The sequence below is a fragment of the Crocinitomix algicola genome, assembly GCF_001661595.2.
Classification (GTDB): domain Bacteria; phylum Bacteroidota; class Bacteroidia; order Flavobacteriales_D; family Crocinitomicaceae; genus Crocinitomix; species Crocinitomix algicola.
This window is the reverse complement of record NZ_LYPF02000033.1, coordinates 1-19575: the sequence shown is the minus strand read 5'-3', so window position 1 is coordinate 19575 and position 19575 is coordinate 1. Positions and strand designations below refer to the sequence as shown.

The following is a 19575-nucleotide window of genomic DNA, read 5'->3' as shown; positions in this document are numbered from 1 at the left end:
GCAGCATTATCAGCGAGTTTTGAAATCGTAAACACAACTTGTTACGGAGGTGATGGTGGTTCGGCAACCGTATCAGTTACAGGAGGTACAGCTCCATACGAATACTTTTGGTATTACATGGAAATTGGAGAACCGACAATCGAAAATGTTCCATCAGGTACATATCCAGTGGTAATAACGGATGCAAACGGATGCGAATTGATTGCGGAAGCCGAAGTATTAGATGCCGAGGAGATGATCGCTAGTTTCTCTGTAGAAGAGGTAACATGTTTCGGGGGAATGGATGGAGGAGCAACGGTCACTGTATCAGGTGGAGTAGAACCTTACGAATACTTCTGGTATTATATGGAAATTGGCGAGCCAATGTTGGAAGATGTTCCATCAGGTACATATCCAGTAGTTATCACAGATGCAAACGGCTGCGAAATTATCGCTGAGACAGAAATTGGTTCACCTGAACCGATACTTATAAGTTTTGAAAGTACTGCTACCACTTGTAATGGAGGTGAAGATGGAACGGCAACCGCTATTGTTTCGGGAGGAACAGCACCATATACCTACTTATGGGAAGATGGTCAAACTACAGAAATGGCAACAGGACTTAGCGCAGGCTTACATTCCGTTACAATAACTGATGCCAATGGATGCATTTTAACAAAAGAAGTTACCGTTGATGACGCAGAACCAATTGAAATTGAATTAAGCACAGAAGAGGTGACATGTCATGGCGGTTCGAATGGAGCAGCTACAGTTATTGCTTCTGGCGGTGCAGGAGGGTATACGTACCTATGGAATGACGGTCAGACATCAGCAACAGCTGTTGATTTATCCGCGGGAATTTATACGGTAAACATTACTGATGCTAACAGTTGTTCAATAGAAGTTCCTGTAGAAGTGGGAGAGGCAGTTCCACTAGAATTAAGCTTTGAAGTAAATGATGTTGATTGCTATGGCACATCAACAGGAACAGCAGAAGTGAATGTAATTGGTGGAACAGCGCCATATGAATATTTTTGGTACTACATGGAAATAGGAACACCGATGATAGATGAAGTACCTGCAGGAGCATACACGGTTGTGATAACGGATGCCAATGGGTGTACAATTACAGGAGAAACCATAGTCGGTCAACCAGAATCAGCATTAGAAGCAGACGTTCTTACGGAAGGCGCATCTTGTGAAGAAGGGGAAGACGGTTCAGCTACCGTTGAGGTTATCGGAGGTACACCAGGTTATACATACCTTTGGAATAACGGTCAAACCACCGCGACAGCTTCAGGTTTAAGTCCTGGTACTTATTCGGTTTTAATTTCAGATGCTATGGGATGTGAATTTGAAGTGGAAGGTATTTTAATAACAGGAGGAGCGCCAATCGCAATTGAGATTACAACCACGGATATCAGCTGTTATGGAGAAAGTTCTGGATCGGCAGTAGCAGAAGTTATAGGCGGAGAGGCTCCTTATGCTTATTTGTGGAGTGATGGACAAACATCTGCTTCAGCCACAGACTTAGAGGCAGGAACTTATGGGGTAACGGTAACCGATGCTAATGGCTGTACAAGCGAGTCTACAGATATTACAATTCATGAAGGGGATATGTTAACATTAGATATTGACACTTTTATTGGCGAAATTTGTGATGGAATGGTTTGGGTAACACCTTCTGGAGGAACAGCGCCATACACGTACGAATGGGAACACGGTGCGGATGAAGCTGATTTAACTGATCTTTGTGAGGGAGTTTATTTTGTTACGGTGACGGACGCAAACGGATGTTCTGTTTCATCAGATGTTGTGATCGCCTATAGTTTAATGGGGATTCAGATTTCATTGGCTCCAAACCCATCAATTGGTGCAACTAAAGTGAATATAAAAACTGAAGCAGAAACAGGAATATATGTGGATGTATTAAATGCTGGTGGGCAAGAAGTTAAAGATGATGTCTTTTCTGGTAAGACTGATGAAACGGGAATAGTAGAAGTAGAATTAGAAACCAGTGGACTTGAGAGAGGAGTTTATTTTGTGAGAGTACGAACTATTTCTGGTGTAGAAGTGGAGCGGTTAGTGGTTCAATGATAATTAGACCAATTTAACTAAAAAACGGGTTGTCATCGACAACCCGTTTTTTAGTTAATTAATTTGATCAATTAAGCCTTTTTTCCTCAGCCATTCATAAGCTTTTTCTTCTGTTTCAAAAAACTGTGTGGGATATTTTGGTTTAAAGATTGAGATGAAAAATTTAATCAAAATTCTACCAGCTAAATTATTTATAACGACAGCTGTTGCTTTTACTTTACCTTTCTCTAGAATTGGCGCTTCTTTCGCTAAATAATCTTGAGCTTGACGTGTAAAATCATTATACTTTCCTGTAATATTGATTAAAAAGTAAGCGCTCTCTCCATCTTTATACCATTCATCAACAAGGTCGTTAAATGCAACCACGTGTTCTCTTTCAATTTTTATTTCATCCGTATACACCATATAAACCAAGTTAGGAGCAAAGCGCGAAACTTCTCCCGCATCAATCGAACGCCGATCAATTACTCTTGAATCATTGTTGTTTTTTAGTTCTTGGAATTTGATATAAGTCATTTATAAAAGTTGATGCTCAGTAATCTACGATTTTTTTAGATTAAAACCAAATTGAAAAAGCATAAAAAAACCGTTCAATTAATATGAACGGTTCTCAAAAAAACGAAAAATGCCTTGCTTATAAGGCCTGAAATTCAAAGGTCGGATAGCCTTTAATTCCATCTTCACTGTAAAAATTTGTAAAATGTAATTTGTAATAAATTTCTGTACTTGTTTTAATTATATAATTCATTTCCGGATATGTGGTATAAATTCCTTCTTCCAAATCAAACCCCTTCCATTCATATCCAATGGCATTTAAATCATAACTCAGCTCTAAGGCTAATGCATCGTCTAACGTGATGTCTTCAAATTTTTTATCGGTAAAGAGCTTAGCACTTGTAAAACCTCTGTTCAAAACAACTCCAGAAACCAAATAAGGTGTAACAGGATCTTTAAATAAATGGGTGTATTGCGTAAATATAATGTCATATTCAAAATCAGCAGGGGCAATATCAACAACTTCTTGATCGATAAAACTGAAATAAGTAAATTGCGTTTCAGTTTTAAATTCAACCTCAAACTCAACCGGTGCAGTATCATTAATTGGTCCAAAAAGAAAATGAATGTTTTCGGTAGAATATTCGGTGATTTTAATTTTAAAATAACCTTGATGTTCTCCTTCCTCATCATATCCAGCATCAATGACATATAAAAAATTGTCGGACTTCCAATCACCAAAAGCAGTTGAGTCTAAATTACCAGAGTGCACATCATAAACCCAGTCTAAATCATCCTCAGATGTTAGGTCGGCGAATTCAAGCGTGCTACGATGCACATTCATGCCTTTAGCTGTATTCAACGTAATATGTTCACCATTAGATTCAAACGCTAAATCCCATTCAGTTTTAAAGATTGTTTTTATGATTTCATTCGTTTCTAAATCAAAGTAAACTGTATTCTTATATTTTTCCCCCATCTCAACAGTGCGCACAATGGCATCACCCGGTTCAGGTTTAGCAACAGGTAGCTCTTCTTTTAAGCAAGAACTAAGCAAGAGACTTAAACCGACAAGAACAAATAATCTATTTATTTTTTTTCTTAAAATCATAATTCAATTTGTATTTAGCCGATAAGAAACACGACGTTCCTCTACCAGCGTTGAAATTACCTGTACCAGAATGAGCGCCACCTTGAGCAGTTCCAACAACTTCAACTTGCTTAACATTGAGCAAGTTTTTAACCCCCGCTACCAATTCTAATTTTTGATCCAATAGATAAGCACTAATCGATAAATCCAGTATGTGATAATCAGACTGTGTATTCGTTCTAATTTCTTCATCAACTAACGAGAAGGTTTGTAGAGCCCCATTGTATTTGTAGAAAGTATTAATTTTCAAAAAGTTCTTGATGATTGCATAAGAAAAATTCAACGAGATTTCGGGCGAATAATTGAAAACATTAACGTCTTTATTCTCTTCACTTAAACGATTGTACCTTCCAATATAGGCAAAAGCCAATGTTGTTAGATACCGTTTTGTTTTATGATTTACTTTAAATTCTTGACCAATGGTTTTATAAGTACCTAAATTAATATAAGTGTATGAACCACTCGGCAGAATTCCCAGTGTAATTAGGTTGTCCACATCGTTGTAAAATCCTCTCAAGTCAAATTGAAGCAGACCTCTTTTTGTTGTTTTATTAATCCAGGTAATTCCTGCAGAGTAATTGAATGACGATTCTGATGCTAAATCCTGATTTCCTACAATGTCATGATTTATATCAACGAAATCAAAATAGAGTTCTTTTAAACTAGGTGCACGAAACCCACGGGCAAATGATCCTCTAAACTGTAACTTTTTGTATTTGTAAAATAGATTAATTGATGGAGTAATCGGTGCTGTATAGTTGGTGTTGTATGCATATCGTAAACCTGGTTTTAACTTTAGGTTTTTTAGCATTTCCCATTCCGCAGTTAAATAGGCAGCGTAATCACCTTGGTACTTGGTTTTACCTTCAATTCTTTTTCCAATTGCGGTTTCATAGTTTATGTCAAGACCTTCTTCAAGTACCAATTTTTTTCCAAGTTGATGACTATAGGTGGTTCTAAAATTAATCAGATTAAAATAGGAGGTATCCTGTGTACCTTCACCGGCTGAAAGTACTTGGCTTAAATCTGTTAAGTCTTTAACGTAGGTGTTTTTTGTTCTAGTGAATTGATTAAAGGCTAATAAACCGGTTAATTTAGATTTTTTAAAGTTTTTATTTAAGTTGATGTTGGCATCTGTTCGATTCGTCTGATAATAGTCGTCAAGTGCCGTAACGTAATAGGGAGAACTCGGCATTCCTCTATTCGTAATTATTTCATCAAAATAGCGAACTACAGGTGAAATTGTCCATCCTTTGATAGAAGTTGTATAACGAAAATCAGCGAAATATTGTTCTTTTGGTTTCCATGTTTTGGTACGATTCGTATCTGCTAATCGGGATTCGGGAAATTCAAAAAAGGGATCACCATCCTTCCATCCATCGAAAAAATTACGTCCAGCAGTTAAATAAAAAGCATGTTTTTTAACATTTAAACCTACCGAAGTGGTAAGATTGTAATTTCCGATAGATTCATAATAAGGATTAACGCTAAACGAGAAAGATTTTTTACTGGATTTTTTAGTGATTAAGTTTATCGTTCCAGCCAAGGCGTTTGTACCGTAATTAACCGAAAGCGGTCCGTCTACTACTTCGATGCGTTCTATATTATTCAGATTGATTTGGCTGATGTCAATGTCCCCATCTTGACGACCTATAATTGGAATTCCATCGATTAATATTTTAACATTTTGTCCCGAAAGACCACCTAAACTCATAGAGCTTCCGAGTATATTGTCTTGAGATAATCTAATTCCAGTTTGATAAGTTAGAATATCTGCTAAGTTATTTGAGCCAGAATTTACAATCTGTTCCTGACTGATTATGGTGATTTTTTGAATAGCGTTGTTTACGAATGTCGGTTTGTATTGGGCAGTAACAACTACTTCATCAATAATATTATTCCAATTTAACCCGATGATAAGGGTGTCATTGGTGGGGATTTTAATTTTTTTTAGGTAGAGCGTGTCAAATCCATACGCTGATACTCGCATATCTACGAGCGTTTGAGTGGAGTTGAATTTAACGTATCCTTGATAATTTGAGATGGCGAGTTTGCAGTCATCGAATTCATCTGGTTTGCAAATTTTTAATTTGGCGCGCAAAACAGGTTCGTTATTCTCTTTGTTGACAATACGAATAGTAGACTGCGAAATTGCGATGTTTATGCAACTCAACAAGAGTAGGAGAGAGGTGAGCGCTCGGATCATTCGGAGATGTTTAGGCAGGTGTTAACCTCAAGCATATGGTTAGCAATGTCAAAGAGATCGTATAAATCATCAAACTCTTCTGGACTTAGGTTGAGGAATAGATTGTTTTTGTTGAGGCAGATAATAATTCTTTCAGGTGCCGATTGTGCATTATCGTCTTCGTAATAAAAAGCGCGCCTTTGGTTAAAATCATTTAGAATTAATTTAAATGCATCTTCTGAAATAAAAGACATTAAATGACCAAACCTTACTTTTAAGTTCCCACATTGAGAACAGTGTGAGATACTGCCAGCGGAAGTATGATGAAGCGATTTATATTGACAATTTTTCATACGAATCGGTTTAAAGCAAAGTAGTGAGCCGCTTTCGGCATAAAGCGACTCACTTAAATGTTGTAGCACGCGCAGTTACGAAACAAGAGCGTCTATTATTTTGCTATCAACACTTTTTCATTTATAACAAATCCTTCGATTGTTGTTGCTTGTAAAATGTACAAGCCGTTTTGGTATATTGAAGCATCAATTTGTAATTGATTAGTATTAACTGAATTGTTTTGATAAACAATTTGTCCATTTGTATTCATTAATTTAACCGTGTTTACATTTTCGTTTAATTCCACTGTAAACTGATTAACAACTGGATTAGGATATACGTTTAAAGTTGTAGATAACTCTTCTTCAACAGAAACACTTGATACTTTTTCTTTCGTGAAATAGATCCATCCATCACTAGAACCGTTAAATCCAGTAAAGATAAATTTCCAAACGTCACCAGAATTGGCTTGAATAAAGTATGTTAAATCTTCTGCAATGTCATAGGTATATGTTTCCATGTTAAAAGATTTCCAATCGTATCCAAGAATATTGATTTCAGAAGAAAATGGTGCGTCAAATGTTGCCTCATCAGTAGGAGTTTCACTTACTTCTAAAACCTCAACATATTTATTTGTTAGCGCCCCAGTTACGCCGTAGTATGCTCCTGGCGCTACTTCAGAATGATAGTTTGTAAAAACAATATCCCACGAATCAGCAGTTGGCTCGCGCTCAATAACGACATTCGTTTGCATTGAAAAATGAACAAAGTTCATTTCATTATAATCAGCTTTGGTAATCGTATGTGTTTGTAAATCTGAATTGTCTAGAAAATTATAATAGAAATCATATTCACCGCTGGCTAATTCATCAATGAATAGTTTTTTATAATCTCCACTTGATAATTTGATTACAAAAATTCTAGATCCTTCGGTGATATGCGTTGTCGTGTTGTATTCTCCCCATCCTAAATCAACATCATCTGATGGATCAGCAGCATTGTTTAAGGCACCAGCTGACCAGTATACATCACTATTATACATTCTGGCCCATCCTGTTATACCTGCTGTGTCCAAAGATTCAAAGTCCTCTATAGATCCAGGGTAAACATAAACTTCATCTAATCGGTTTACGCGAATAGTAGAGCCAAATGGAGAAGGATCAAAGGCCAAGTCCCAATTAGAATTGTCTACATTGGCAACCTCTCCTTCTTCTAAGTTGTAGTATGACTCATTAGCGTACCCTGCTCCCACGGTCACCGAATCAGAAATTTGAGCAAAGCTCAATGCGCTTGCAGCAGCACAAATTAAAGTAAGTATATTTCTTTTCATTTCTATTTTTATTTAGATTAATTCTTAATAGTGCAAATATACTTCTAGGACATAAAAAAACACAATACCCTAAATGCGGTATTGTGTTTTTTAAAATGTTAATACATTATTTATCAGTTATTTAAAACTATGATTTAAGAGCAAATTTTTGAATTAAGCCTGAAATACTTTGTTTTACCGCTTTAGCTTTACCAATTTTTTCACCTTTATTCTCATCACCTAAAGCAAATAATTCTTCCCATAAAGTTTTATCATCTTTTTTAATCGCTAAATGCACGCCCTCTTTTTTATCATATACCTTCGCCCATTCTTCACGAACTAAAGCCCAATATTGTTTGTTTTCGTTCCACCATTTTACGGCAGCATCACATTTAGAATCATCTTGAAGCATATATTTATTATACCCTTTTTCTTGAGCTAACTCCAGATCTCCGTTTTCATCACGAATGATTTTGGTATTGTCTTGCTCGTGTATCCAACCGTATTCTGTTAATTCAATTCTATTTGTTCTTCTTAGGACATTGTAATCTGAGCGTTTTGAGTACTCTCTCCTTGGTAAGGGTCCGTCAGTTTTGCTATGCCAAAAGTGTCTTCCATCCACATGAACCCAAGTAGCATAACCGTCATATCTAGGACTGTCATCAACTTGAAATACTTTTTGTGTCCATGTTCCTTTAGCTTCTTCTTTGGAAATTTCTTTGTATCCCCAATTTAAACCTTCTTTGAACTCTAACATACCTTGGTTTTCATATACCCAATCTTCTCTCCAGTGTTTAATTACCATTCCACCAGCAACAACTAATAAGTGTTGAATCGAAATGAAGTTTTCGTTTTCTTCTACAATGAAAGCTAATTCGGCTCCTGCGTGCGTGTGGTAATCATCATGAAATTTATAGTTTGTGTCTGGAGCAAATGTTTCGGTGTAATCAAAGTCGATTTCGTAACATCCACACAACGATTTTATGGCATCAATATCTTGTTGCTTTTTAGTTTGTGCATTTAGGTTTAAGCTAGCCACTACAGTGAGTGATAAGAGTGCTAATTTTTTCATTTTTTTAAATGTGTTAATTTTTTTCACAAAATTACTGGATTACACTTCTATGACAATACCGCTTTTATGGTATTTTAGAATTATTCTAAATAACAGGTTTTTATTTTTTGTTTCTTTGCACAATAATTCTAGATGGAGTGAAATGAAAGGATGGTTTACGGCAGCTGTATTGGTTTTGATGGGACAATTAACTTGGTCTCAAAAAACACTTAAAACAGGAATTATAATTGACACCTTAGGAAATGAAGTGGAGTTAGTTTTGGATAAAAATGGATATCCAAATTCATACTTCAGTTATGTCTTAACGCCGGTATGTTTGGATGGTACTTGCTATCCGATCAAAATAAACATACATTGGAATTTAGCTGGTGAGTACAAAAAGTATACACTAGAAACCAATGAAATTCTTACCAAAATTGATCATATTCCTTTTACCGATCAAGATTATATCGATTTAGATCTTGTCATTAGAGATAATCAATCGGCATTGGCTGATTTTACATTGGAAGAACTGACTTCAAGTGATACCACGGCTGAATTAGCGGATAGTATTAAAGTAGATGGTGTCACCGGTGCAACACGAACAGAATTAGAAGGAGCTTTTGTCCCTGGTGCATTATACACCAGTCATACACTTTGGCATTTGGTGAGAAGACCAAGTTTAGCAATGCGAAAATATACGAGTCATGCGTACTTTAAACCGATATTTGAATCTTATTTTTTAAATAATCCGGAATTAGGTATGCAAAGTGATTATCTAAAGCATCTTATAGCGAATGCAGAATCTTCCGCAGAAATTCTTATTCCAATCATCGATTCTACCGATAATGAATTGACACAAATAGCTATTCAGTCGATAGATTCAATGGAACTTGAAGTTCCTCAAATAACTGAAGTTTTGGCAAATACGTATAAAAAAACGGAGCAATCTGAAGTTAAAAAAGAAATCTTAAAACGTTGGTATAAACGTCAACTATCAGCGGTCGAACAAAAAGCGTTGGCAAATGAGTTAGGATTTCAATTTTCTACTTTTCAAGACGAACTTGATTTATTGGCCGAACAATCTGATTGGACAGAGGAGGTCTATTTTATCTATTACGAGAGGCTAAAAAGTACGCGTAATATGATGCGAAAAGAAAAAATGAAAAAATTGCTCTATAGCCGTTCAGCATTCTATCCAAAGAAGTTTAGAAAATTCTTAAAAAAAGAAGGCGTACTCTAATTTACTTTCGATCTGGTAATGATCAATTTATACTCAAAAATTGATCTGTTTTTCAAAATACTTTGCTGCTTTTTTTAATCTGAGTGAAGGACTTCTTAAATTTGTAGCAATCTAATACCATTTATAATATTATACCGAAAAATCGGAACGCGATATGAACGAAAAGAAAATGCTTGATTATTTAAAAGAGGTGATTAAAAATTTACCTGAAGATTGGTTGAATTTAACAACGCACCGTCTTGATATTTATAATGAAGAAGAAGCTAAATATGAATTCTTAGATGAGTTTGAAAAATGTTACGCCAACTTGGATGCCAGCAAAGAGTCTTTAAAAAACCTTCCAACAGCGTATGATTATATTCGACTGGGACATCCTTTATCATCAGTTTTAGAATGGGCCATCGCCCAATTAAATGGTTTGCAGGCAGATCAAGTAATAAGCTTTAGTTCTAATACGGTTCCTGTATTTGCTGTTTTGAGAACAAATTTATTAAAGAATAAAAGCACACGTATTTTATATACCGGAGAATTGCCAAACGGGTTTGATACGGAAGTGATGCGCCGAGTTTACAATTATCAATTCGAATTTGAAAAGGTTAATGATCTTAATAAAGTAGGATCTTTTGATGGATCTACAATTTTATTAACCGAGCAGTCTAAAGGGTTTAGAATTGATACATCTTTATCGGTTGACTTTACCATTCAATTAACCGATTGGGGAAGTGTATTTATTGTGAACAATGAACAAAATAGAACGTATATTTCTGATGTTCAACATGTGAGACGTAGAGAGACGATTGCCATGACGCCGTCAAATACGTTAATGGCGCTCAATTTATTCGTGAATAACCCTATCAATCAAAGGTCATTCAATACTTCAGCTGATAAGAAAAAAGTTTTAACCTTGGTCAATGAAATAACGAACACGACTTCACCTGCATTAGCGGCTTCAAGTGGTTTATCAATGCAATATGCTATTGTTATGGGATTAATAGAGGATGCCATTGTTAATCATCCTGGAAAAGCAATCAAAATAGTAGTTCCACCAAATTGTTACGGTGGTACGAATGACCAAGCAAGGCGTGTAGCTGCAGTTACTGAAAATGTTGAAGTAATGGATTTACCAGTTGATGGAGGAAACGATATGGTTAGCAGTGTGGATAAAATTTTAACGGAAATTGCCGCTCTCGATGCGGTGCCTTATATCATTGCTGAAATACCTACAAATCCAAGAGTAGAGGTTCCAAACCTTGATGAATTAAAAACTGTTTTAAGTAAAGAGAGAAAGAATAGTAACGGTGAAATAGCTATTGATCCGGTGTTTATTTTGGATCAAACATTTTGTCCAAATGTTCATTTTTTAGGAGAGGATAATCATCTAGCAAATGTAAGAACGATAGCATATGTGAGTGGATCGAAGTTTCCAAGTGGTGGGAAATGTACTGCTGGATACTGTGTTGCGAATAAGAAGGCAGAATCGCTGATAGCCATGATAGAAAAGCATCTTTTAATATGTGAAAACGAAGCAACTCCTTTACAATATGAAATTTTAGCTAAACAAATGCCTTCTATGGTACAGCGAATAGCTGATGCTTATGTAAACACGCGTGAATTTGTGAGATTTATTGAATCGGAATTGCCAGCGGCTAAGATTAATTTCGTGTCAGAAGAATTGGCAAAAGAAGGATTTACACCGTCTGTTTTTTCATTGGATCTTCCTACAAAAGGGGAAACACCGGAAGAAAGAGAGGCTTATAAACGTATGTTAAATAATAGATTGATTGAAATGATGATTACGCAAATTCCAAACGAGAGTAAATATTGCGTAAGTTACGGTCAACTCAAGGGGTGTTATTGGACCATTCCAGCAACATCTACACAAGGAACAACTAAAGAAGCTGATAAGGATTATATTGCCAGGGTTTCTCTTTCTCCAAACTTAGATTTGGAAAAACATAAAGCTGTTTTTAAGGCATTTGTAGAGACATTATGAAGGCTGCTTGTTGTTAAAAAAAATTAATCAAATCAATTTGATTAATTGGTGGTGAAGAGGAATTGATTGAAATATTTATTTTTAATCAAACCTCAAAAAAACAGCATGAAAAAAATACTGATTTTATTCGCTATTGTTACACTTGGATTAATTCAGCTTTCTGTTCAAGATAGAAGTTCTAAACAGAACAGGATAAGTCTTAAACTGGGTGAGGCCAAAGACTTTTGTATAAGAAATAATCTAAACACCGAAATTTGTGTTTTGGTAGATATGTCCATTCATTCAGGTAAAAACAGATTATTCGTTTACGATTTGAAAAACAAAACGATAATTCTTGAAGGACTTTGTTCTCATGGCTGTTGTGAGAATGCTTGGGGAACGACTTCGACAAAATCTAATCCAATATTTAGCAATGTAGAGAATAGCCATTGCTCCTCTCTTGGCAAATATAAAATTGGTCAACGAGGTTATAGTAATTGGGGCATTAATGTCAATTATAAATTACATGGATTAGAAGAATCGAATAGCAATGCCTATGAAAGATTCATTGTTCTGCATTCATGGAATATGGTCCCGAGCCAAGAACCATATCCTGAAGGAACACCAGAGGGCTGGGGATGTCCTGCAGTATCAAACTTATTAATGAAAAAGTTAGATGAGCTTTTAAAACGGTGTAAAGAACCGGTATTATTTTGGGTGTATCAATAAAAAATGCCACCTAGTAATTCACTAGGCGACATTAACTTACTTAATTAAATTTGCTATTTAATTATAAGCTGTTGGTATTTACGGTTCACAGCATCGTTTTGATTTATTACTATAAAGTAAGTTCCAGACTCAATATTTTTTAGACTAATCTGAGTACGACTGTTATCATTTAATTCGTTCGACTCATAAATCACTTTACCCGTCAAGTCATAAATTACTACATTATTTATTACAGACTGGTCTTTCGTGTAGATTTCAAATTTCCCATTACTTGGATTAGGAGCGACAACTACTTCGTCATAATTAACTAACCCTGGTTGAGGAGCCTCCTCATAGTTTACACCTTCTTCCAAAATAATTGGATTTGGAGCCATGCTTTTCTTCGGGTCACTCGCTTCAACTTCGATACAAGTTTCGAAACTACAACATCTCTCTTTTTCAGGGTCGTAATAATACACTGTTAAGCAAACAGTATAACCTCCACCGCTACTATAAGTGTGTTCAACAGGGTTGCCAGTTCCGTAAGTTCCGTCTCCAAAGCTCCAGTGATACCCTAAAATGTCATACATACCAGCAGGCAAGTTTGCCGCATTAAATGTAATAGGATTGGTGCCTGTATGTTCAATTTTCAGATAATGCATCCATTCGCATGGGTCACATCCTGCTGCATCAATATCCATACAGAATCTTAACTTACAACATTCACCATCTTCATTAATAACCCACACCGTCATACAGACTTTGTAAGTACCACCGTTAACGTAAAAATGATCCACTGTTGATCCGCTGCCTGTTGTTCCGTCTCCAAAGTCCCATTGGGTATCAAGAATAGTCAAACCGGATGGGATATAAGAGGTGTTTATGAAGCGAATATTACATTCATCATCATAGATAACTTCGAATCTTGGTTCAAATCCACATGGATCTACTGCGAGTTCTGTAATACAAACATTGTCAATTCGACAAGCAGCTTGCCAAGGAGTTGGTGCACCAGTTAAATCTGGATAAAACCAAACTTGATCAAAGCCTGCACCAGCAACAAAAGTTTCAGTAACGGTTACCCACGAACCTGTTCCTGTCCATGGCTGAGTCGTTAAAGGTTGGGTGGTTGGAGAAGGAGGAGTGAAAGTACCTCCTCCACTTGGTGTTAACCCAGTAGCTAAAGCTACTCTAAATAAGGAGTTTGGATTTGAGGTGCCATCCCGCCATAAATCATAAGTCAGTTGATACGATTGACCTGGAGTGAAGGTATAGTTAGTGTAAACACCTTCACCGTCTCCATAATAAGACCACATCCACATTTCCATATCCGGAGATGTCTGTATTGACGGTGTTCCGTGACTTACTGCCCAATTGGTTAAATGATTATTAATCCAAGCATTTCCAGATACCGGAGATGAAGTGTACGACTCCATGTCACCATTAACGTTTAAGCATTGAGCCCCAGCTATGGAGCTGATACCTATACTCGTCAAGAGCAACAAGTTTTTAAAGTTTAGTTTCATAATAATAGGTTTAGTTAATAAAATGATTTGAATCAAATTTAGGGGCGTTTTATCAGCGAATTAGATTTTTTGTTTCAGTGGGTTAGGATAATTAGAATTCGGTTAGTTTTTTTATAAATTCGGAATGATATTCTGTTTTTATACTCCGTATTTAATCGGTTGTTTAGTGTTGGAACTCGTATTTATACCTATAAAATTCTTTGTTTTATATTAGCCTAAACCTAAAACTCCCGTGCATGGAAATACTTCTACTTAATGAAGATAACTGGGAAAATAATAAGATAAAAAATCTACTCTCTAAAAAAGGGTACGATTGTATTGTTAAACCCATTAGTAAGTCTAGTAGTACGCTAGCAAATTATATTAAACTTGATAAACCTGATCTAGTAATTATAGACGTCACTTTATACGCAGTTCTACAAACTGAAGCTGTAAAGTTTGTAAGTGATATCTATTTTGTTGTTTTACGATCACCATTTCAATTGATAGACGGTTTAGACTTATTAGAGGGTATCACTTTTTTGAATAGACCCATTATCCAAGATGAATTTTACCGTGTTTTAAACTTTTCACTATTGCAGGTTAGAGACAGGTCTAATCATGCCCCTGTAACATCAAATGATTTCAAAGATACTTTACAACTAAAAGAAGAAGATGGAATTCGATTTGTGAATTTTCAACGAATCTGCCGATTGTCCTCAGATAATAATTATACCGAGATTTATTTGGAATCAGGAGAACGAATCATTTCTTCAAAATCGCTAAAGTCATTTGAAAAAACACTAGGAGGTTTTGGTTTTTTTAGGGTTCATCAATCCCATTTAGTACCATTACATCGGATAAAAAAAATAGTCTCAAAGGATGGTTTATATGTGTGTTTAGATAATGATTGTCTTGTTAAGTTAGCAAGAAGAAGGAAAGTTGAATTGTTGGAAAAAATGCATTCCGTTCAAGTTTAATTTTCTTGATTAATCCAATAAATAAAAAAATATTTGTTAAAACATCTAATTAAGTTGTGTGCAATTTAATTTTGCATTATTTTTGTACTTCAATATAAAATATGACTGATCAATTACGTATCGAAAAACAGCTTTGTTTTCCAATTTATTTATTTGCCAAGGAAATCATTAATTACTATCGACCTTTATTGAAGGACTTGGAGTTGACCTATCCTCAATATTTAGTAATGATGGTTTTATGGGAGAATAAAAAAAGTACGGTCAATGAAATAGGTGAACGTTTGTCGCTTGATAGTGGCACTCTAACCCCCTTGCTTAAACGGTTAGAGAAAAAAGGGTTTGTTGAAAGACAACGCAGTGAAAAGGATGAACGTGTAGTTGAAATTTCGCTGACACATTGTGGCTCAAACTTAAAAAAAGCAGCCGAAAAAGTACCAGAACAGCTTATTGATATTATGAAAGTAGATCAAGAAGACTTAGAAACATTAAAACATCTAATTCACAAAGTTTTAAGGAATAAAAATGCTAACGAACTTGATGATTATTAAGTAAAAATTCGTTCAAATGATTGAACGGCAATCATAAATAAAAAATCAAAAACATAAAATGAGTTTAATTGAAGATTTAAACTGGCGACATGCGGTTAAAGCATATGACGCATCAAAAAAAGTAAGTCAAGAAGATATTGATAAAATCATAGAAGCTGCTCGATTGGCTCCGAGTTCTTCTGGTTTACAACCTTTTAAAGTTATTGCTGTGAGCAATCAAGAGGTGAAAAATAGGTTAGTGGAGGGAGCATTAAACCCAGAGTGTATGAGAGATTGTTCGCACATCTTAGTTTTTGCAGGATGGAATCGCTATACAGCTGATAGAATAGATCATGTATTTAAGTATACTGCAAGCGAAAGAAATTTGCCTGGCGATCGTTTTCAAGATTATACGGATAAATTAAAAGCTATCTATTTAAATCAAGCAGCAGAAGAGAATTTTCACCATATCGCAAAACAAACTTATATTGCTTTAGGACTAGCTTTGGCACAGGCTGCTGAACTTAAGATTGATTCGACACCGGCAGAAGGATTCAGTAATAAAATTGTAGATGAGGTATTAGAACTTGAAAAATATGGTTTAAAAAGTGTTTCTTTAATGTATGTTGGTTATGCAGATGAACAGCAAGATTGGATGGCGCCAATGAAAAAAGTTAGAACACCTAAAGAGGACTTCGTAATAGAAATTTAAAGTATCCGATATTTTCTGGTTAAAGGCATTCGAAACTGAGTTTATGGTTTTGGGTGCCTTTTTTAGTGGGTTGATTAGAAGAAAATCCCAATCGTGAAATCGTTATCAACTAAATCAATTTTATGCTTATTTTCAACTAACCCATATGAAGTAATGAATGTAGTGTGAATCATTTTTTTTGTTTTTGTCACTGTTCTTAATCCTTCCTTTTTTGTCCTTAATTTTTTAGCATAATCTGAATTGATTGTATATTCATCTGCATAAAATTTCATCTCACAAATATTTATGATATCATCTTTACGATCGATTAGGATGTCAATTTGAAATCCTTTTTCATATTCTTTATTTGCTTTGTGTAAAAAGCTGTTTTCGGCGGTTTCTACACCTGATATACCCAATGCATTTTTAATTTCATGAATATGCTTTATACAACAATTTTCAAATGTATACCCACACCATATCTTGTACGCTTGACTTTGGCTTATTCGCATCCAGTTTCCTGCAGCTGCCTTTTTATTTTTTTCAATAAAAGTGAGATAGAACAGTGAATATTCATCCGTCAATCGATAGAGGGTGTCTTTTTTCTTTTTTTCTAGAGGTTCATAACTCGATATAAAACCAGAGGTTTCAAGCTCTTGTAATATTTTTGAAAACCATCCTCCATCTGATTTATTTGTTAATTTTAGTAATTCTTGACGATCAAGACCCGTCGATTTACTGGCTAAAGCACGTATAATATTGATATGATTATGGGCATTTTCAAATAGGGCTGCATACAAGTTCTCAAACTCATTTTTTAAAATACCATCTTTGTCGAAGCAAAGTTCTTGGATGGATTGAGCGGCACTTTTTCCTTTGATGATGTGATTTAAATAGTGAGGAATGCCTCCAACGGCTAAATAGAGTTGAATGAGTTGATAATGGCTTAATTCAATTCCTCTACTGTTTAAAAATTCGTTGGTCTCTTTAAGGGTAAAAGGCATGAGCGTAATCAGTTGTGTTATGCGATTGTGTAGCCCACCTTTTGCATTAACAACATGCTCTAGCATCCACGATGCAGCTGAACCACATAGAACAACGATAATATTTTTCTGAGAAGCCCAATTATTCCACCAATGTGCTAATGCCTCAGTAAATCCCGATTTTTTACTAGCTATCCAAGGAACTTCGTCAAAAAAGACAACGGGTTTATTAATTCCACTCGATAATGTTATTGCTCGTGACAATTGATTGAATGCTGTTAGCCAATTGTCAGGTTGATTTATTTCGAACGATGGGAAATATTGATTCATTTGAAATGAAAAGTTGAGCAATTGCTTTTCCAGGTCACCATCTTTTAATCCTGTCATTTCAAACGTTTTATTGGATTTGTAGACTTCACGAATTAGAAAGGTCTTACCAACTCTACGCCGTCCAACCATAGCGAGAAGATGGGCTTGATTATCGGTTAGCAATCGTTGCATTTTTTTAGTCTCCTGTATTCGACCTACTATTTTCATATGATTAATATTACGCGGAATGTTTCAAATTTATATATTTTCCGCGTAAAAAATTATTATAGTACGCGGAAACTTGCTTTAATTATTAGATTCCGCGTGGTAAAACTTTAATGTTTTCGTAAACAACTATTAACAGCTTGACAAAAATCCGTTAAATCTTCTAAAACAAACGTTTACTTTTATTAAAATCAATTAATTTTCAAGTTATTCTATTTTTTATGCGTGAATATTCGAGAAGGAAATTTTTAAAAAAAAATGCACTTGGAGGGCTTTGTCTTGGAGCGGGAATTCAGTTGGGAGCAAATAATGGTCTCTTTGCACAAAAGCATTTAAATTTCCGGGATAAGCATTACGATGAGGTGAACTGGGATGCTATTAGAGAGGAATTTATATTTCCAAAGACTTTTAATTATTTGAATACTGCTAGTTTGGGACCCTCTCCTAAAGTTGTAGTAAATACCATCTATGAGTCTATGTTATCACTTGAGGAAAAATGCAGTCATGGACATCATCTAGCAAAGCGAATGCATCAGAAATTAGCGGAATTGTTAAATGTCGATGAAAATGAAATCGCAATTACAAGAAACGCTACGGAAGGAATGAACATAATTGCGCAAAGCTTAAAACTAAAAATAGGCGATGAGGTGATTATAACAACGCATGAACATGTCGGTGGTGCTGCTCCTTGGTTGGCATTAAAAAAGGAACTTGGAATTAGGGTAGTTTTAGTAGATTTAGATGAGACAGGGCAAGAAAATTTAAGACGCATTCAACAAAGAATAACAAAACGAACAAAAGCTATTGTGGTGTCTCATATTACCTGTACAACGGGTATGAGATTACCTGTAAAAGAAATTGCTACCCTGTGTCGTGAGAATAATATTTATTCATGCATTGATGGTGCCCAATCATTAGGTATGATCTCCATAGATTTAAAAGATATTAATCCTGATTTTTATACAGGAAGTGGTCATAAATGGTTATGCGGACCTAAGGGGACAGGTTTTTTATATACCAAAAAAGAACTTTTAGAAAAGTTACCGCCCGTTTTTGTAGGAGCATATTCGGATAGTAGTTACGATTTAAATAAATTAGAACTTACTTATCGAAATTCCGCGCAAAGAGAAGAATATGGGACAAGGAATACACCAATCATTATCGGTTTAGGAAGCGCTATTGATTTCATTAAAACTATCGGTACGGAGCATATAGAGTCAAGAGGAAATAAACTTTGTGAATACCTACGGAAAGAATTGATTAAAAAAAAGAAAATCGAAGTAATTACGCCTGAAGATAAAAAATGGAATAGTTCAATACTCACCTTTAGGATTAAAGGAATAAATAATCTGGAATTTAATAAAGAATTAAATACTAAGCATGGAATTCGATTACGTGGCATTTACGAAAACAATCTAAATGCACTAAGAGTTTCATGTGCTTTTTTCAATACTTATAAAGAGTTAGATGAATTGATCAAAGTAATTGACATATAGTCGAATTTATCCGCCTTTTAATCGCTGAATTTGAATGTAGATTAACCTCCGTTAAACTGAATTCGCTTGACGAAATTTTATCGGACTGAGTCCTGTCTTTTGTTTAAAAAATCTTGTCAGGTGATTGGCTTCAGAAAAATTAAACAAATTCGCTATTTCAGCAACTGTTTTATCCGTGTGAATCAAATTCATTTTAACTTCAAAAAGTAATCTACTTTTAATAAACTCAGTCGCTGTCACATTGAATTGGTGTTTAACAACTTTATTCAAGGAAATGCGGCTAATATTCATTAAATCGGCATAATCATCCACACGTTGAAGATTATGAAAGTAAAAA

General features: G+C 35.2%; 17 protein-coding genes. 8 read left to right on the top strand and 9 right to left on the bottom strand.

Going from position 1 to position 19575, the window contains the following annotated elements; genetic code table 11:
• Positions 1–2076: T9SS type A sorting domain-containing protein (locus tag A8143_RS16255; protein WP_139134408.1), on the top strand; the 2076-nt coding region annotated here is incomplete at its 5' end.
• A 54-nt stretch (positions 2077–2130) separates the two neighbouring features.
• On the opposite strand, the gene A8143_RS16250 is transcribed toward A8143_RS16255, so the two are convergent.
• From A8143_RS16250 to A8143_RS16225, 6 genes are all read right to left on the bottom strand, one after another.
• Entirely contained in the window at positions 2131–2592 is a 462-nt protein-coding gene (locus tag A8143_RS16250; RefSeq protein WP_070138620.1) for a DUF7793 family protein, read from the bottom strand.
• Positions 2593–2710: 118 nt separating this feature from the next.
• Positions 2711–3682, bottom strand: a complete 972-nt coding sequence (locus tag A8143_RS16245; RefSeq protein ID WP_070138619.1) for an HmuY family protein — start codon at positions 3680–3682, stop codon at positions 2711–2713.
• Entirely contained in the window at positions 3657–5927 is a 2271-nt protein-coding gene (locus tag A8143_RS16240; RefSeq protein WP_070138618.1) for a TonB-dependent receptor plug domain-containing protein, read from the bottom strand. The genes A8143_RS16245 and A8143_RS16240 overlap by 26 nt, the downstream gene beginning before the upstream one ends.
• Entirely contained in the window at positions 5924–6259 is a 336-nt protein-coding gene (locus A8143_RS16235; protein ID WP_139134407.1) for a DUF6686 family protein, read from the bottom strand. Before A8143_RS16235 ends, A8143_RS16240 begins: the two co-directional genes overlap by 4 nt.
• A gap of 95 nt (positions 6260–6354) precedes the next feature.
• The gene (locus A8143_RS16230) at positions 6355–7569 is read right to left on the bottom strand and encodes a T9SS type A sorting domain-containing protein (RefSeq protein ID WP_070138616.1); all 1215 of its coding nucleotides are present in this window, start codon (positions 7567–7569) and stop codon (positions 6355–6357) included.
• Between the two features lie 127 nt (positions 7570–7696).
• The gene (locus tag A8143_RS16225) at positions 7697–8620 is read right to left on the bottom strand and encodes a DUF6607 family protein (RefSeq protein ID WP_070138615.1); all 924 of its coding nucleotides are present in this window, start codon (positions 8618–8620) and stop codon (positions 7697–7699) included.
• A 142-nt stretch (positions 8621–8762) separates the two neighbouring features.
• Between A8143_RS16225 and A8143_RS16220 the strand changes: the two genes are divergently transcribed.
• From A8143_RS16220 to A8143_RS16210, 3 genes are all read left to right on the top strand, one after another.
• Positions 8763–9842 (top strand): hypothetical protein, encoded by a 1080-nt coding sequence (locus A8143_RS16220; protein ID WP_139134406.1) that lies wholly within the window; start codon positions 8763–8765, stop codon positions 9840–9842.
• A 154-nt stretch (positions 9843–9996) separates the two neighbouring features.
• Positions 9997–11835: a PLP-dependent aminotransferase family protein gene (locus A8143_RS16215; protein WP_070138613.1), complete on the top strand. Its 1839-nt coding sequence runs from the start codon at positions 9997–9999 to the stop codon at positions 11833–11835.
• Positions 11836–11940: 105 nt separating this feature from the next.
• The gene (locus A8143_RS16210; RefSeq protein WP_070138612.1) at positions 11941–12543 is read left to right on the top strand and encodes a murein L,D-transpeptidase catalytic domain-containing protein; all 603 of its coding nucleotides are present in this window, start codon (positions 11941–11943) and stop codon (positions 12541–12543) included.
• A gap of 53 nt (positions 12544–12596) precedes the next feature.
• On the opposite strand, the gene A8143_RS16205 is transcribed toward A8143_RS16210, so the two are convergent.
• Positions 12597–14048: a PKD domain-containing protein gene (locus A8143_RS16205; protein ID WP_070138611.1), complete on the bottom strand. Its 1452-nt coding sequence runs from the start codon at positions 14046–14048 to the stop codon at positions 12597–12599.
• Between the two features lie 236 nt (positions 14049–14284).
• Here A8143_RS16205 and A8143_RS16200 point away from each other — a divergent pair, with 236 nt between their 5' ends.
• The 3 genes from A8143_RS16200 to A8143_RS16190 all read left to right on the top strand — a co-directional run bounded on the left by A8143_RS16200 (position 14285) and on the right by A8143_RS16190 (position 16246).
• Entirely contained in the window at positions 14285–15007 is a 723-nt protein-coding gene (locus A8143_RS16200) for a LytR/AlgR family response regulator transcription factor (RefSeq protein ID WP_070138610.1), read from the top strand.
• Between the two features lie 101 nt (positions 15008–15108).
• The gene (locus A8143_RS16195) at positions 15109–15555 is read left to right on the top strand and encodes a MarR family winged helix-turn-helix transcriptional regulator (RefSeq protein WP_070138609.1); all 447 of its coding nucleotides are present in this window, start codon (positions 15109–15111) and stop codon (positions 15553–15555) included.
• Positions 15556–15613: 58 nt separating this feature from the next.
• A complete protein-coding gene (locus A8143_RS16190; protein WP_070138608.1) occupies positions 15614–16246 on the top strand; it encodes a nitroreductase family protein in 633 nt (210 codons plus the stop codon).
• Positions 16247–16320: 74 nt separating this feature from the next.
• Here the strand turns inward: A8143_RS16190 and A8143_RS16185 are convergent, their stop codons facing one another.
• A complete protein-coding gene (locus A8143_RS16185) occupies positions 16321–17745 on the bottom strand; it encodes an AAA family ATPase (RefSeq protein ID WP_070138607.1) in 1425 nt (474 codons plus the stop codon).
• Positions 17746–17963: 218 nt separating this feature from the next.
• Here A8143_RS16185 and A8143_RS16180 point away from each other — a divergent pair, with 218 nt between their 5' ends.
• Positions 17964–19238: an aminotransferase class V-fold PLP-dependent enzyme gene (locus A8143_RS16180; protein WP_070138606.1), complete on the top strand. Its 1275-nt coding sequence runs from the start codon at positions 17964–17966 to the stop codon at positions 19236–19238.
• Between the two features lie 51 nt (positions 19239–19289).
• On the opposite strand, the gene A8143_RS16175 is transcribed toward A8143_RS16180, so the two are convergent.
• A partial coding sequence (locus tag A8143_RS16175; protein ID WP_139134405.1) for a helix-turn-helix domain-containing protein occupies positions 19290–19575 on the bottom strand: 286 nt, incomplete at its 5' end.

Bases quoted from the DNA above. Each gene is read 5' to 3' on its own strand.
- A8143_RS16230 (WP_070138616.1), bottom strand. From the start codon at position 7,569: ATGAAAAGAAATATACTTACTTTAATTTGTGCTGCTGCAAGCGCATTG.
- A8143_RS16195 (WP_070138609.1), top strand. From the start codon at position 15,109: ATGACTGATCAATTACGTATCGAAAAACAGCTTTGTTTTCCAATTTAT.
- A8143_RS16205 (WP_070138611.1), bottom strand. From the start codon at position 14,048: ATGAAACTAAACTTTAAAAACTTGTTGCTCTTGACGAGTATAGGTATC.
- A8143_RS16200 (WP_070138610.1), top strand. From the start codon at position 14,285: ATGGAAATACTTCTACTTAATGAAGATAACTGGGAAAATAATAAGATA.
- A8143_RS16235 (WP_139134407.1), bottom strand. From the start codon at position 6,259: ATGAAAAATTGTCAATATAAATCGCTTCATCATACTTCCGCTGGCAGT.
- A8143_RS16245 (WP_070138619.1), bottom strand. From the start codon at position 3,682: ATGATTTTAAGAAAAAAAATAAATAGATTATTTGTTCTTGTCGGTTTA.
- A8143_RS16185 (WP_070138607.1), bottom strand. From the start codon at position 17,745: ATGAAAATAGTAGGTCGAATACAGGAGACTAAAAAAATGCAACGATTG.
- A8143_RS16210 (WP_070138612.1), top strand. From the start codon at position 11,941: ATGAAAAAAATACTGATTTTATTCGCTATTGTTACACTTGGATTAATT.
- A8143_RS16180 (WP_070138606.1), top strand. From the start codon at position 17,964: ATGCGTGAATATTCGAGAAGGAAATTTTTAAAAAAAAATGCACTTGGA.
- A8143_RS16190 (WP_070138608.1), top strand. From the start codon at position 15,614: ATGAGTTTAATTGAAGATTTAAACTGGCGACATGCGGTTAAAGCATAT.
- A8143_RS16220 (WP_139134406.1), top strand. From the start codon at position 8,763: ATGAAAGGATGGTTTACGGCAGCTGTATTGGTTTTGATGGGACAATTA.
- A8143_RS16225 (WP_070138615.1), bottom strand. From the start codon at position 8,620: ATGAAAAAATTAGCACTCTTATCACTCACTGTAGTGGCTAGCTTAAAC.
- A8143_RS16250 (WP_070138620.1), bottom strand. From the start codon at position 2,592: ATGACTTATATCAAATTCCAAGAACTAAAAAACAACAATGATTCAAGA.
- A8143_RS16240 (WP_070138618.1), bottom strand. From the start codon at position 5,927: ATGATCCGAGCGCTCACCTCTCTCCTACTCTTGTTGAGTTGCATAAAC.
- A8143_RS16215 (WP_070138613.1), top strand. From the start codon at position 9,997: ATGAACGAAAAGAAAATGCTTGATTATTTAAAAGAGGTGATTAAAAAT.